A 12,870-nucleotide genomic window follows, 5' to 3' on the forward strand; every position below is an offset into this window, starting at 1 on the left:
TTCGCACCGCATACACAACACAGCGTCATGCTTACCTGGTACGACGCTGGCGACGCCAGCGCAGGCCTGCTATCACGAGCGCGATGATCGCGAGCACGATCGCCAACGACGACGCCAAAAATCGACTACCGGGACGATCGATCGTGCGCGACCACAGTGACGGCGCCTCGCCCGCTCGCGGCAGACGGAACGCAACGACGCTGTCGCCGATCGAGGTGCCGGCTTCGGAGTGACCGCCGGCGCCGATCGCCACATACTGCTCGCCCTTCCAGAGATAGGTCATGGGATTGGCGACGCCGGGCACCGGCAACCGGCCCTGCCACAGCTCTCTGCCACTTCGCGCATCGAAGGCGCGCAAATAAGCATCCATCGCGCCGGTGAAGACGACGCCGCCTTCGGTGACGGCGAGCCCGTTGACGAGCGGCGCACCCCAGGGCAGCGGCACGCCGAGCGGCGCCAGATCTTCGGTAGTCCCGACGGTCGAACGCCAGAGGATTTTGCCGGCCTTCAGATCGACCGCGACCATCTCGCCCCAAGGCGGCTTGTTGCAAAGCAGCCCGAGCGGCGACGTCATCACTGCACGCGACATCGCGAAAGGCGCGCCCTGTTGCTGGCCGAAATCGTGGCCGGGCGGCGGATTGAATCCGGCAGCTTCCGCGCGCGGGATCAGCCTGATGAGATGCACGGCGCGGCCGGTGTTCGCGTAGAGGATCTGGTTGACCGGATCGAAGGCCGCGCTGCCCCAGTTGACTCCGCCGCCGGTGAACGGAAATTCCAGCGTGCCTTGCACCGAAGGCGGCGTGAACAGCCCTTCGTTGCGCGCCTCAGCGAATTGTCTTTCGCAGGCGGAGCGGCGCAGGCCGGGCAATAGCGTGAGCGCATCATCGGTCGAGATCGTTTGCGACGTCAGCGCCGGCACATGGGTCGGGAACGGTTGCGTCGGCGACAGTGTTTCGCCCTCGGCGCCGCCCTGCGGCACCGCGCGCTCCTCGACCGGCCATACCGGCTTGCCGGTATCGCGGTCGAGCACGAAGACGAAGCCCTGCTTGGTCGGCTGGATCACGACGTCGCGCTGGTCCTTGCCGGTGTCGATGCGCGCGAGCGTCGGCTGCGCCGGCAGGTCGTAGTCCCAGACGTCGTGATGCACGGTCTGGAATGCCCATGCGAGGTCGCCGGTCTCGATGCGCAGCGCCACGACCGAATTGGCGTGCTCGTTGTTGCCCCGGCCGCCTGCCGCCCCAAAAATCCGGCGACGGCGAGGACGTCGGCAGGAACACCAGCCCGCGCGCCTCGTCCACCGACATCGGCGCCCAGACATTGGCGTGGCTCGCTTCTATGCCGACGCGCTTGAGCGGCTCGAAGGTCCAGCGCGGCTGACCGCTGCGCGCATCGAACGCGCGCACCACGCCGCTCGGCGCATCGACGCGACGGTTGTCGCCGATCGCGGAGCCAACCACGATCACGCCACGGCCGACCGCCGGCGGCGAGGTGATCTGGAATTCGCCGGGCCATTCCAGCGCCATAGCGCCATGCCGATATCGAACTTGACCTCGCCGCCACGGCCGAAGCCGGCACAGCGAAATTCGAAGGCCCGAACCAGATTGCCGACATTGTCGGGCGTGATTTGCTGCAATGGCGAGAAGCGTGAGCCGCCGGGATCGCCGCCCCAGCTCTCCCAGGCGGCGGACGGCCGCGCCACAAGCAACAGCAGTGCAACGAGGCCGGCCAGGTATCGCAGGCGGGTCGGCAACGCCCGCACCGCTTTATTTCGGCTTCTTCGCGGGTTCGCTCGGGCGGGCCCCACTCCACGGATCATACTTCTCCTTGGGTTCGGGGATGCGCTCAAGCGCAGCCTTGTAGGCCTTTTCGTCGACCTTGGGCTTGTTGTCGGCCTTGCCTGCGTCATTGCCCTGGCGCTTGCCGCCGCCGCCCATCTGCGCCTGCGCCGAGCCGGCCGACAGCGCCAGCACCGCGGCCGCTATGACCAAAATCCTCATTGGTGCAATCCCCCTCGTCTGGGGTACAAACTAGCCTGCAATCCCGTAATAGCAAATGCCAGGGGTTCCGCGGTTTCAGCAACCGATGTTCGCGGGGCACGCAGCGCGCATGTTGATCGGCCGGGACTCCGCCCGATCGCATTCGTGCCTATCTGTTGGCCCGCGGGGGGACCTTCACGGATGTTGCGGATTGTTGCTTGTGTGGCGCTGCTCGCCGGCGCGCTTGCGCTTGGCGCCTGTGGCTTTGCCGACAGCCGCGCGCCGGTGCCCGAATTCATGCGCATCAAGGAAGCCGAGCAGCCGCCGCCCGATCAGCCGCCCGACGTCAAGCGCTTGGTGCGCGAGCAGATCGACGTGGTCTTCCTCACCACGTCCTATCCGCGCGAGGTGCATGTCGCCCCTCCCCATCACGAGGTCCGCGGACCGGGTTGGACGGCCTGCGTCCGCGCGCAGCTTACCTCCGCGACCGGCTCGGCGCTCGGACTCCAGACCTACATCGTGACGATCAACGCCGGAAAGGTGGTCGACCGCCGGCGCGCCGAAGCCGACGACATCTGCGGGTCGGAGGTTTATGAGCCGATGTAAGAACAAATTGGCCACGACGAAGATCCGTTCCGGGAAAAACCTGTAGTTCCGCCGGAACGATCGCCGCCTCCCCTTCTTGTTACCGCCGAGGGCAGCATCGGACGGAGGAGAGGATGAGGACATTCACGATTGCACTGCTGGCCGGCATCGGCGCCCTCGCTGCGGCGGGCGGCGCGAAAGCCGCCGACTTCTATACGACCAGTGAATACACCAGCCCGGATCTCATTCAGGAAGTCCGGCTCGTCTGCGATGACGCCGGCAATTGCTATCGCACCCGTGGCGGCTCCCGCGTGATCGTACGCGACTCCTATGCCACCATGCCGCGCGACCGCTATTACGAGCGTCGCACCTATCGCGACTGGGACGATGGCCCGCGCGGCGGCGTCGGCATTCGCACTCCCGGCGTCAGCGTGGGCGTCGGTGTCGGCGGCGACCGCTGGTAATCGATAAGATCTGACGGACGGGACCGGGCGAGACAGCGCCCGGTCCCGTCCGTCAGGTTTCGAGCGGATCGGCCGGCGCGACGACACGCGCCGACGATGGAAGCCGCGCGATGAAGCGCGCCAGCATCATGCCGGCACACATCGCGGCGACGAAGATGAACGCGGAGGCCGAGCCGAACCCCAGTGCGGTCAGGGCCGGCCCCGGACAGAAGCCTGCCAACCCCCAGCCGATGCCAAAGATGGCGGGTCCCACAACAATTTTCGGATCGATGTCATTTCGGGTCGGAACATAAAAGCGTTCGGCGAGGAAGGGGCGCGCGAGCTTCAAGACACGGTTGTAGCCAACGAAGGCGACGGCCACCGCGCCGGCCATCACGAAAGCGAGGCTGGCGTCCCAGGTCCCTGCGGGAATGCCGCCGACGTCCAAAAAGTTCAGCACCTTTGCCGGATTCGACATGCCGGAGACGATGAGGCCGAGGCCGAAGATCAGGCCGATTCCGAATTGAACGAGGATCGTCATCGCCGTCAGCTCCAGTGCCGCATTACGAAGACGGTGGCCATGCCCGCCGCCATGAAGGTCATGGTCGCGACCAACGAACGTATCGAGAGCCGAGACAGCCCGCAGACGCCATGGCCGGACGTGCAGCCGCTGCCCCACACCGAGCCGAAGCCCGTCAGCAATCCGCCGACGATCAGGACCGGCGTTCCCGCCTCGATCATCTGCGACGGCAGGTTTCCGGTGACGAGCCGCGCCAACACCGGTGCAGAGACAAGGCCCGCGACGAAGGCGAGCCGGCCTGCGAATTGACGATCCTCGTAAGGCGGAAACAGCCGCGCCGCGATGCCGCTGACGCCGGCGATCCGTCCCGTTGCCCACATCAAGAGCACGGCGGACAGTCCGATCAACGCCCCACCCAGGAGCGAGGCAATCGGCGTAAAAGGCGTGGCGACCATGTTGACCTCCGGGCTCGAGAGCACCCTTTGCGCATCTATCGAAGCATCCGGCGGCTTGCCGCCGAAATGCTCAACGAGACGTTAACACTACCACTCGAATTGAAGCGGCGCCCCAACGGTATTTTCCAATCTTTGCGCTAAGCATGACCGCGTAACGCCGGCTTCGGCCGCGTGAACGGGGACGACGGGACGTGGTCGACATCGCGCACCAGGCTGCGATCAATCCGGCATCGGCAAAGGATGCCGCGATGTCGCGTGCGCTCGTCCCGCTCACCGCGATCGAACCCGGTCAATGGCGCGCGCTCGCGCAGCGGGCGATCGAGCCGAACGGCTATTACCTGCCCGGCTGGGAGCTCGCCGTCAGCGCGGCCGCGCGGGGCCGCGCCGATGCGCTGGCCCTGCGCGCATTCGATGGCTCTTCGACGCGGCTGATCGGGCTGATGCCGGTGATCCCACTCTGGCGGGCCTGGAAGATTCCCCTGCCCGCACTGGTGAGCGCGCATCCCTATGGCACGCTGTGCAGCCCGCTGATCGACCGCGAGATCTCGAGCGAAGCCGCAACGCGCCTGTTGCAGCGGGCGCGCGAGGCCGGCGCGCATGCGCTGATCCTGCGCGACGTCGCGCTCGACGGCGCGGCGATGATATCGCTCAATCGGGCTCTCGGCCGGACCGGCCTGAAGCCGCGTGTGCTCAGCTCCTATATCCGCGCCAGTCTCGACGCGACGCGGGACGGCGAACAGCTGCTGCGCGAGGCGCTCGGCACCAGGAAGCTCAAGGAGCTGCGCCGCCAGCGCCATCGCCTGGAAGAGCACGGACCCGTCGCCTTCGAGGTTGCGCGCAAGCCGAATGAGATCAAGCCCGCACTCGAAACATTCCTGCAACTCGAAGCCAGCGGCTGGAAAGGCAAGCGCGGCACCGCACTGGTCCAGGACGCCGGCGATGCGACCTTTATCCGCCGCGCCGTTCCGGCCCTCGCCGAGACCGCGCAATGCGAGATCGTCACGCTCCGCGCCGGCGCGGCACCGGTCGCCACCGGCATCGTGCTGCGCCATCAGGACCGCGCCTTCTTCTTCAAGCTCGGCATTGACGAGCGCTTCGCCAAATATTCGCCGGGCGTGCAGCTCACGCTCGAGCTAACGCGGCACCTCTGCGCCGATCCCGCCATCGCCAGTGCGGATTCCACGGCAAGCGCGGATCACCCCATGATCAATCCGATCTGGCGCGGCCGTTTTGCGATCGGTGACGTGCTGATTCCGCTGAGGCGGAACGATCCGGTTGTGGCGCTGATTCACGCCGCGCTGATCGCGCGCGGCGTCACACGCGAAATGGTGCGATCCGCGGTTCACTTGATCAGGAAGTGACGGACTACAAATCCTCGTCTGACAGCTCCGCCATCTTGATGAGATGACGCAGTAGTCCAGTCTTTAAAAGTTTGTTGCCATGGATGGGGACAGAGAGCCGTACGATGCTGCCCGACTTACCGTAGATATGGTGACTGCCGCTGACTCGAAGTAAACTCCAGCCGTGGAGCTCGACAATACGTGCGAACTCCCGACCAGAGACAGACTTCACGCGGGCAGTTCCAAAATCCGCTCAATGCCGCCCGGTTCAGGTGGCGCAACTTCGACGGATAGACACCCCTCGATTGCGTCTCGAAGGTTGGCCATGAGCTCATCCATGGTATCGCCTTCGGTGGCGCAGCCGGGGATAGCTGGGACCTCGGCCCAAAAGCCTCCCTCTTCAGCCTCGTGCACAACAATCTTGATCTTCATGACGGCCTCACAACCCGGATAGTCGCCCAAGCCGCCGACATATTCAACCTCTGCCGACTACTCCGCCGCCTGCGCGTTGATCTCCGCCGAGACCTCGCGGATGGCGCGCGCGAGCATGTTGGGATCCTGCGCGCCGGAGACCGCGTATTTCTGTGCGAAGACATAAGTGGGCACGCCGGAGATGCCCTTGTCGGCAGCTTCCTGGGCACCGGCCGAGACGCGCGCGACGTCCTCGTCGGTGGCAAGACGCCGCCGCACGTCCTCGGAATCAAGCCCGACATCGGCGGCCGCCTGCACCAGCACGTTCACATCGGTGAGATCGCCGCCGTCGCGGAAATAGAGCTCCATCAGGCGTTGCTTCATCTCGGGCACCTTGCCAATCGCTTCCGCCCACAGGATCAGCCGGTGGCAGTCAGTCGTGTTCGGCTGACGCGCGACCCGCTCGGGCCGGTAGACGAGGCCTTCCTCGCTCGCGGCTGCGACAACGCGGCCCGCAATCCCCTTATAGGCCTCGACCGAGCCAAACTTCTTAATGAGATAATCCTCGCGGCTGATGCCCTCGCGCGGCACCCAGGGATTGAGGAAGAAGGGACGGAAGTTGAGCTTGACCGGCACATCGGGCACGAGCGCAAGCGCGCTCTCGATCCGGTGCTTGCCGATATAGCACCAGGGACACACCACGTCGGAGACGACGTCGATCTGGAGCGGTTTCAGCGTGCTCATGTCAGGCACTTCCTTCGGGCGTTGTGGGTTCCCCCGAAGATAAGACCAACGCGCCCCGAGGCAAGGGCGCTAGCCCATATTTGCGGCCATCTGCTTCAGCCGCTCGGCGGTGCGCTCGTCGGCCGGGAAGAACGTCTCGAGCGCCAGCTCCGACAAGGTGATATCGACCGGCGTGCCGAACACCATGGTGGTGGAGAAGAAACTTAGTATCTCCCCGTCATGGCGCAGCTTGAAGGGGATCGCGACATTGTCGCTGGATAAAGGTTCCGACCGCGCCGGAATCGGATAGCTCCTCAGATCGTTGTAGAGCTTGATCAGCTCCGGGTCGGCCGTTGCCTCGCACTGCCGATGCAGCCGCTCCAACAGATGCCCGCACCACTCCGCGAGATTGACCGTGCGCGATGCCAGCGCCTCGGGATGGAAGGCGAGCCGCAGCACGTTGAAGGGCTGGCCGAGCAGCCGCTGCGGAATGCCCTCGAGCAGTGGCGCCACCATGCGGTTTGCGGAAACGAGATTCCAGTGCCGGTCCACCGCGAGTGCCGGATTGGGCTCGTGCGCTTTGAGGACGAGGTCGATCGCCTGGCGGGCTGACTTCAAGGCGGGATCCTCCAGCGGACGCTGCGGGAAAGCCGGTGCGTAGCCGGCGGCGACCAGCAGCACGTTGCGTTCGCGCAAGGGCACATCGAGACGGTCGGCGAGCTTCAGCACCATCTCGCGCGAGGGCACGGCGCGGCCGGTCTCGACGAAACTCAAATGCCGGGAGGAGATTTCGGCCTCGCCTGCGAGATCGAGCTGGCTCATGCGGCGGCGCTGCCGCCATTCGCGCAAATGGTCGCCGATATGGATCGGCTGGCTTCGCTCAGTGTGTGCCGTGGATGCATGTGCGTTCATGGTCGAAAACCTAGCATGCGGATTTCACCCCATCCATTACCCCTGAGGTAATGGATATTGATACATAACCATCTGAAATCGCTGGAGTTATTTTCACCAGCCCTGGTCGATACCAACAGAAATACCAACATCTCGGCGTCAACTACCGACAATAAAAAATATTGGCGAGCCGATTGGTCACCGACCGGCAAAGCTGCCAAGACCGCACAGAGGGGGCGGCTATCAAACGGTGGTGTGAATGGGCGCGATACAAAGGAAATGGTTAGAACCAGCGCTTACCATTCCCCACAGTCACAATAGGTAGCCCAAAGGCGGCTTTTCGTGCCCCAACAGATTGATAATTCGCGCGGCGAAACACAGTGCGCTTTTCTGTGCGGCTCATATCCACCAAATCTCGCGAATATCTGTTCGGTACCAAAATCAAGATGTGGGCTGAGCGCGCGAAAGAGGCGCGTAAGCAAGCCGACAAGCTGGCCTGCGAGGCGTGGAACGCGCGCATGCTCGGGTACAAGGGACCGGCCCAACCCTCCCCTACGATCGGCGACGCTATCAATGCGATCGTGTCCCGTGGCGTGGTGTAGCTGGCGGCGGGTCACCGCGTTCGCCGGCAAGGGCCGGGCTGGTCAGCTGGCGATAGCCGGAAGGCTGACGATCGGATAAATGTGCGCATGCGGCACTTCTTCACCCAGAATGCGCGCGTGTATTTCCGGACAGAATGCCTTCTGCATGGCCCGCGCGATCATTCGTACCACTTCGAAGTATGCGCCGACATCCGGAACATCCCACACCCATCGGACGTGGCTTTTGGGGATCACCAGGGTATGGCCTGGCGACTGTGGACGAATATCGAGGAAAGCAACGTAATGGCATTGGCCAAACGGAGCTGTGCAGGGTCGATTCCACTCTCCTTCAGCATCTTGCGCAATGCGTTGCCGGCCGGCCCGACGAAGGGCTTGCCTTGTGCAGCTTCCACGGCGCCTGGCGCTTCGCCAACCATGTATAGCCGCGGTCGCCGGAGGCGACCTTGAGGCGTGACACGACGGTGATCGAGAAGTTTGTTCGCGGGACTTGCCTTGGGCATCGGTTCCTGCACTCGCCAAACAACGCGACCCGCCTCATCGTTCACCGTCGAGGATTTCGGCGACCTCGTACAGATGCGGATCGATCTCATCGGTCAGCTTTCCGAACTGATTCCAGGCCTTGCGAAATTCTGGCGATTGGTGCGCAGCCCGCAGAAGATCCGGAGAGTCCCATTGGACGTAATTCACAATGTGGCGTCCATCGAGGCTGCGATGCAGGCTGATGGAAATACATCCCGGCTGGCGTGCCATGAACCGAGCTCGCTCGGTCATGATCGACAACGCTTCGGCCTGCTTTTCCGGTTCAGCTTCTATGAAAGTGATTTGAGTGACAGGCTGTTTGCCGATTTGGATCTGTGGCATAGCGACCTCCCGTGGTTTGCGGAATTATCGATCGATCTCCCCAAATACGATGTCCAACGAGCCAATGATTGCCGAGACGTCGGCCAGCAAGTGGCCGCGGCTGAGAAAATCCATCGCCTGCAGGTGCGCGAACGAGGGCGCCCGTATCTTGCACTTATACGGCTGGTTAGTGCCATCGGAGACCAGATAGACCCCGAACTCGCCCTTTGGGGTTCGATCGCGGCGTACACCCCTCCGGCGGGCACGCGAAAGCCTTCTGTGAAGAGCTTGAAGTGGTGGATCAGCGCTTCCATCGAGCGCTTCATCTCGCCGCGGCGCGGTGGGAAGATCTTGTTGTCCTGGACCGCAACTGGCCCCTGTCCGTCCGGCTGGCGCAGTTTCATCGCCTGCAGGTATGTCTTATTTTCGATCAGCTTCTCGGTGCCGCGGTGCAAGAGCCCGATATGCGGATCAACCCGCACCACTACCTCGCCGTCGAGCTCGAGCGCGAGGCGCAGCACGCCGTGCGCGGCCGGATGCTGCGGCCCAAAATTGATGGTGAAGTTGCGAACGCCAGCTTCCGCCATGGCGAACTTTCGCTTCCTATACCTAAGGGGCGGCTTGATAGGGTTGGGCGAGGCCGCCCGCACGAGTCTCCCGCGTCCTGGATGCACTAAGCGAAGAATCTTGGATGGTCCCATCGAGCTCTTGCTTGAGCGAGAGGTATTGCAGCATATCGGATAGTGCCAAGATTCCGTGCAGGCGTCCCTCTTCCACGACGAGCAACCGGCTGTGCCGGCCACCCTGCATTTTGATGAGCGCCTCGAACGCCTCCAGATCGGGAGGAATGACGATTTCCGACGAGCAGGGGTGCATGACGTCCGCCACTCGGATTCGTGTTCGATCGCCCGGCGGCAGATCGCGCACATCCTTCGCCATGCTACAGCCGACAAGCTCGTGATCCCGCAGCACCGGGAAGGCTTTGAAGTAGTAACGGTAGAAATAGTGCTCGATCAGATCGGCGATCGAAAGGTCAGGCGCCACTCCGATGGGATTGCGCTGCATGAGCACAGAGACCGGAAGCCCCGCGAAGGTGCGGCGAACCGCCAGTTCTTGCCGCGCGGCACCAGCAGCGCCATGCAGGAAGAAGCCAATGAAGAACAGCCAGACGCCGGCGATCGCATTTCCGGTCGCGAATTCCAGGATTCCATACAGGATCATGGCGATGCCGAAGAACTCGCCCGCGCCCGCCGCTATACGGGTGGCGCGGGCAAAGTCATTCATCCAGCCCCAAAGCCCGGCGCGCAGCACGCGTCCGCCATCGAGCGGGAAAGCTGGGATGAGATTGAACAGCGCGAGAATCCAGTTGAGATCGCCAAGGTAGTCGACAACGCCGAGTGCTGCTGCTGACAGCGCTCCCTGGCCTGCGTTAGCTATCACGAGCAGGATGGTACCGAGGACCATGCTGGTAATGGGCCCACCGATCGTCATAAGAAACTCCGCCTTGGCGCTGGTCGGCTCCTTGTGCAGTTCGGCGACGCCGCCGAAGATGAACAGCGTGATGCCGGCGATCGGCATGTCGTAGCGCCGCGCAATCAGCGCATGGGTCAGCTCGTGCAGGATGATCGAGATGAACAGTCCCACCGCGCCGGCCAGCCCCATCCACCAGTAGGTCGCGGTCGGCAAATTTGGGATGATGCGGGGGAACTCGCCGAGAGCCAGCGTCCAGGTCAATAGCGCTGCCAGGATGAGCCACGACACGTCGATCCACACGGTAAATCCGGCGAGGGTGAGGAGCTTGATGCGGTGCAGAAACATCGCTTTCCCATATCTCCGAGTTTGTCGGAGAACATCCTTCCGGTCCGGGAAGTTCCTACCTGGGAGATCTCGCGATCTCGACCCGAGAAGGGCTTCTCCGGCTCGCCCCGAAAGGTGGGGCGCAATGTCATTCGACCCGCACCGTCCTTTAGGACGAGTTCTGGTGCATTGATCGGAAATAGTGTTCGGCGTGCTGGAAGTAATTCTCAGCGGCGATCCGGTCACCGTTCAGCGCTTCGGCATGAGCCAGCGCCAGGTAACGTTCGTAGTTCCTTCGCGGGTCTTGAGGAATGCGCACACGCTGGTGGCGCGTCACTGCAGGTTCGATCTTTCGGGACTGGGGTTTTCGCGGTCTCATGTTGCTCGCCCTTTTCCTGTTTGGACGCGGTTGTGCGGCCGCGCGGTCGCGTTGCGATAGAGCCTTCATGTCAGTCCATGTCGTCGCGCCGGCTCAGCCGTACGACGCTGGGTTGAGGATATAGAGGTGTAAGTGTGACAGCGGTCGGCGATCGTGCTGCGATTGCGCAGTTCGGCTTTGATGGCTGTACAAATCCGCATTTGGATTGGAGGGGCCCAAGCAGAAGATGTCGCCGGCCAATCAGGCATGTATGAGCCGGAAACGCAGATTTCAATGTTGACAGCTTGTCGCAGCTCTCGCGGCCGCCTAATGGCGGTGCCCACGCGACGTTCTGAGCAAACAGGCTGGCCTCGGCCAATCAAAGCCCCACAGGCGCCGACGATCCCGACTACGGCTGATCAATGCTGCGACGGAACCCGACCTAGAAACCTCTCCGGCTCAGCGCGATGAGATCGTTGTCGAGCAAGTGTCATTTGATCATTCGATCCTTCCATACCACATCTAAACCGAGGAGTCCGGCTATGACCGAGGTGCAGATGTTAGCCAGCTTTGTCGAGCGCGCGCGTCTTGCCGACCTCAGCGCTGCGGCTATGGAGCAGCTGAAAATCCGCGTGCTGGACACCATTGGCGTCGCGCTGGGCGCACTTGACGCTGGCTCCATCGGCGCAATTCGCAAGCTCACAGCCGAACTCGGTGGCCGGCCTCTCTCGACCCTTATCGGCGGCGGCAGGACCGCGCCGGACCGGGCGGCCTTCTTCAACGGCGCGCTCAGCCGATACCTCGATTTCATGGACAGTTATCTCGCCGAAGGCGAGACCTGTCATCCGTCCGACAATCTCGGCGCGGTTCTGGCGGCAGCCGAGATGCAGCAGGCAACCGGGGCGGACTTTTTGACCGCACTCGCAGTCGCATATCAGGTCCATACCCGTTTGAGCGATGTGGCTCCTGTGCGAGACAAGGGGTTCGATCACACAACCCAGGGCGCCTACGCCGCGGCGGCCGGAGTTGCCAAGGCGCTCGCTCTCTCGCGCAACCAGATTGCCAACGCAATCGCGATCAGCGGCACCGCGAACAACGCGCTGCGCGTGACCCGCACCGGCGCGCTGTCGCACTGGAAGGGCCTCGCTTATCCGAATACAGCCATGGCGGCAACGTACGCTGCATTGCTTGCGGCGCACGGCATCACCGGACCGGAGGCGGTTTTCGAGGGCAACAAGGGATTCATGGACACGATCGCCGGGCCATTCGAGATTGACTGGTCGAAGGAAGATCTGGAGTGGGTGCGCCTCACAATTTTGAAAAAGCACAATGCCGAAATCCATGCGCAGTCTGCCATCGATGCGGCCCTGGATATTCGTGCGTTACCGCACTTTGTCCCCAGCGCGGTGCGGGCCGTGCGGCTCAAGACCTTTGCGGTCGCCCACCAGATCATCGGTGGTGGCGAGGAAGGAGACAAGCGAATTGTGCGAACAAAGGAAGAAGCCGATCACAGCCTTCCCTATATGCTGGCGGTTGCCCTTATTGACGGCCAGGTGCAGCCCGAGCAGTACGCGCCCGATCACATAGCCCGCCCCGATGTGCAGCAGATGCTGCGCAATGTGGCCATCACGCCGGAAGCACGGCTATCGGCGCTATTCCCGGAACGTTTGCCAGCTGAACTCGAGGTGGAGCTTGACGACGGCACCGTCCTTTCCGCTCGGCGGGAAGATTATCGCGGCTTTCATACCAAGCCCTTCGATTGGACGACGGCGAGAGCCAAGTTCGATCGCGTGAGCCGCGCCTTCACCACCGCGGCGGAACGCGCAGCGATAGCCGACGCGATCGCCACGCTCGATGAACGCCCGATCGCCGACCTGACCAAGCTGCTCGGTGCCATTCGCTGGGACGCCGCTGCCACATGATTCCCCC

General features: G+C 63.2%; 17 protein-coding genes and 2 pseudogenes. 5 read left to right on the forward strand and 14 right to left on the reverse strand.

Annotated elements, in window-relative coordinates; translation table 11 throughout:
• Nucleotides 1–31: 31 nt before the first annotated feature.
• Nucleotides 32–1,816: pseudogene (locus IVB18_RS33685) on the reverse strand (PQQ-binding-like beta-propeller repeat protein).
• Nucleotides 1,764–1,997, reverse strand: a complete 234-nt coding sequence (locus IVB18_RS33690) for a hypothetical protein (protein ID WP_247984620.1) — start codon at nucleotides 1,995–1,997, stop codon at nucleotides 1,764–1,766. Before IVB18_RS33690 ends, IVB18_RS33685 begins: the two are co-directional and overlap by 53 nt.
• Nucleotides 1,998–2,177: 180 nt before the next feature.
• Here IVB18_RS33690 and IVB18_RS33695 point away from each other — a divergent pair, with 180 nt between their 5' ends.
• Together IVB18_RS33695 and IVB18_RS33700 are read left to right on the forward strand one after the other, a co-directional pair.
• Nucleotides 2,178–2,582: a hypothetical protein gene (locus IVB18_RS33695; protein WP_247984621.1), complete on the forward strand. Its 405-nt coding sequence runs from the start codon at nucleotides 2,178–2,180 to the stop codon at nucleotides 2,580–2,582.
• Nucleotides 2,583–2,695: 113 nt separating this feature from the next.
• Nucleotides 2,696–3,025: a hypothetical protein gene (locus IVB18_RS33700; protein ID WP_247984622.1), complete on the forward strand. Its 330-nt coding sequence runs from the start codon at nucleotides 2,696–2,698 to the stop codon at nucleotides 3,023–3,025.
• Between the two features lie 52 nt (nucleotides 3,026–3,077).
• On the opposite strand, the gene IVB18_RS33705 is transcribed toward IVB18_RS33700, so the two are convergent.
• The gene (locus IVB18_RS33705; RefSeq protein WP_247984623.1) at nucleotides 3,078–3,545 is read right to left on the reverse strand and encodes a DUF6691 family protein; all 468 of its coding nucleotides are present in this window, start codon (nucleotides 3,543–3,545) and stop codon (nucleotides 3,078–3,080) included.
• 5 nt (nucleotides 3,546–3,550) lie between these two features.
• Complete coding sequence (locus IVB18_RS33710) at nucleotides 3,551–3,979, reverse strand: YeeE/YedE family protein (protein WP_247984624.1); 429 nt, start codon at nucleotides 3,977–3,979, stop codon at nucleotides 3,551–3,553.
• Between the two features lie 191 nt (nucleotides 3,980–4,170).
• Here IVB18_RS33710 and IVB18_RS33715 point away from each other — a divergent pair, with 191 nt between their 5' ends.
• Nucleotides 4,171–5,340 (forward strand): GNAT family N-acetyltransferase, encoded by a 1,170-nt coding sequence (locus tag IVB18_RS33715; protein ID WP_247984625.1) that lies wholly within the window; start codon nucleotides 4,171–4,173, stop codon nucleotides 5,338–5,340.
• A gap of 4 nt (nucleotides 5,341–5,344) precedes the next feature.
• On the opposite strand, the gene IVB18_RS33720 is transcribed toward IVB18_RS33715, so the two are convergent.
• From IVB18_RS33720 to IVB18_RS33735, 4 genes are all read right to left on the reverse strand, one after another.
• Entirely contained in the window at nucleotides 5,345–5,551 is a 207-nt protein-coding gene (locus tag IVB18_RS33720) for a type II toxin-antitoxin system HicA family toxin (RefSeq protein ID WP_247984626.1), read from the reverse strand.
• Complete coding sequence (locus IVB18_RS33725; RefSeq protein ID WP_247984627.1) at nucleotides 5,548–5,751, reverse strand: type II toxin-antitoxin system HicB family antitoxin; 204 nt, start codon at nucleotides 5,749–5,751, stop codon at nucleotides 5,548–5,550. Before IVB18_RS33725 ends, IVB18_RS33720 begins: the two co-directional genes overlap by 4 nt.
• A gap of 57 nt (nucleotides 5,752–5,808) precedes the next feature.
• On the reverse strand, nucleotides 5,809–6,474 hold the full coding sequence (locus tag IVB18_RS33730; protein WP_247984628.1) for a DsbA family oxidoreductase: 666 nt from the start codon (nucleotides 6,472–6,474) through the stop codon (nucleotides 5,809–5,811).
• A 69-nt stretch (nucleotides 6,475–6,543) separates the two neighbouring features.
• Entirely contained in the window at nucleotides 6,544–7,365 is an 822-nt protein-coding gene (locus tag IVB18_RS33735; RefSeq protein ID WP_247984629.1) for a helix-turn-helix transcriptional regulator, read from the reverse strand.
• A gap of 359 nt (nucleotides 7,366–7,724) precedes the next feature.
• Here IVB18_RS33735 and IVB18_RS33740 point away from each other — a divergent pair, with 359 nt between their 5' ends.
• Complete coding sequence (locus tag IVB18_RS33740) at nucleotides 7,725–7,946, forward strand: hypothetical protein (RefSeq protein WP_247991961.1); 222 nt, start codon at nucleotides 7,725–7,727, stop codon at nucleotides 7,944–7,946.
• A gap of 42 nt (nucleotides 7,947–7,988) precedes the next feature.
• On the opposite strand, the gene IVB18_RS51715 is transcribed toward IVB18_RS33740, so the two are convergent.
• The 6 genes and pseudogenes from IVB18_RS51715 to IVB18_RS33770 form a co-directional block, all read right to left on the reverse strand.
• Nucleotides 7,989–8,291 carry an HIT domain-containing protein gene (locus tag IVB18_RS51715; RefSeq protein ID WP_256477121.1) on the reverse strand — a complete coding sequence of 101 codons (303 nt, stop codon included), beginning with the start codon at nucleotides 8,289–8,291 and terminating at the stop codon, nucleotides 7,989–7,991.
• Nucleotides 8,177–8,536 carry a uracil-DNA glycosylase family protein gene (locus tag IVB18_RS52015; protein WP_346732570.1) on the reverse strand — a complete coding sequence of 120 codons (360 nt, stop codon included), beginning with the start codon at nucleotides 8,534–8,536 and terminating at the stop codon, nucleotides 8,177–8,179. Before IVB18_RS52015 ends, IVB18_RS51715 begins: the two co-directional genes overlap by 115 nt.
• The gene (locus IVB18_RS33755; protein ID WP_247984632.1) at nucleotides 8,481–8,807 is read right to left on the reverse strand and encodes an antibiotic biosynthesis monooxygenase family protein; all 327 of its coding nucleotides are present in this window, start codon (nucleotides 8,805–8,807) and stop codon (nucleotides 8,481–8,483) included. Before IVB18_RS33755 ends, IVB18_RS52015 begins: the two co-directional genes overlap by 56 nt.
• A 24-nt stretch (nucleotides 8,808–8,831) precedes the next feature.
• Nucleotides 8,832–9,373 (reverse strand): annotated as a pseudogene (locus IVB18_RS33760) (hypothetical protein).
• Between the two features lie 22 nt (nucleotides 9,374–9,395).
• Nucleotides 9,396–10,604 (reverse strand): site-2 protease family protein, encoded by a 1,209-nt coding sequence (locus IVB18_RS33765; RefSeq protein WP_247984633.1) that lies wholly within the window; start codon nucleotides 10,602–10,604, stop codon nucleotides 9,396–9,398.
• Nucleotides 10,605–10,752: 148 nt separating this feature from the next.
• Nucleotides 10,753–11,031 carry a DUF4167 domain-containing protein gene (locus IVB18_RS33770; protein WP_346732571.1) on the reverse strand — a complete coding sequence of 93 codons (279 nt, stop codon included), beginning with the start codon at nucleotides 11,029–11,031 and terminating at the stop codon, nucleotides 10,753–10,755.
• A gap of 452 nt (nucleotides 11,032–11,483) precedes the next feature.
• Between IVB18_RS33770 and IVB18_RS33775 the strand changes: the two genes are divergently transcribed.
• The gene (locus IVB18_RS33775; protein ID WP_247984634.1) at nucleotides 11,484–12,863 is read left to right on the forward strand and encodes an MmgE/PrpD family protein; all 1,380 of its coding nucleotides are present in this window, start codon (nucleotides 11,484–11,486) and stop codon (nucleotides 12,861–12,863) included.
• The last annotated feature ends 7 nt before the right edge of the window (nucleotides 12,864–12,870 follow it).

It is taken from the genome of Bradyrhizobium sp. 186 (genome assembly GCF_023101685.1).
GTDB lineage: Bacteria > Pseudomonadota > Alphaproteobacteria > Rhizobiales > Xanthobacteraceae > Bradyrhizobium.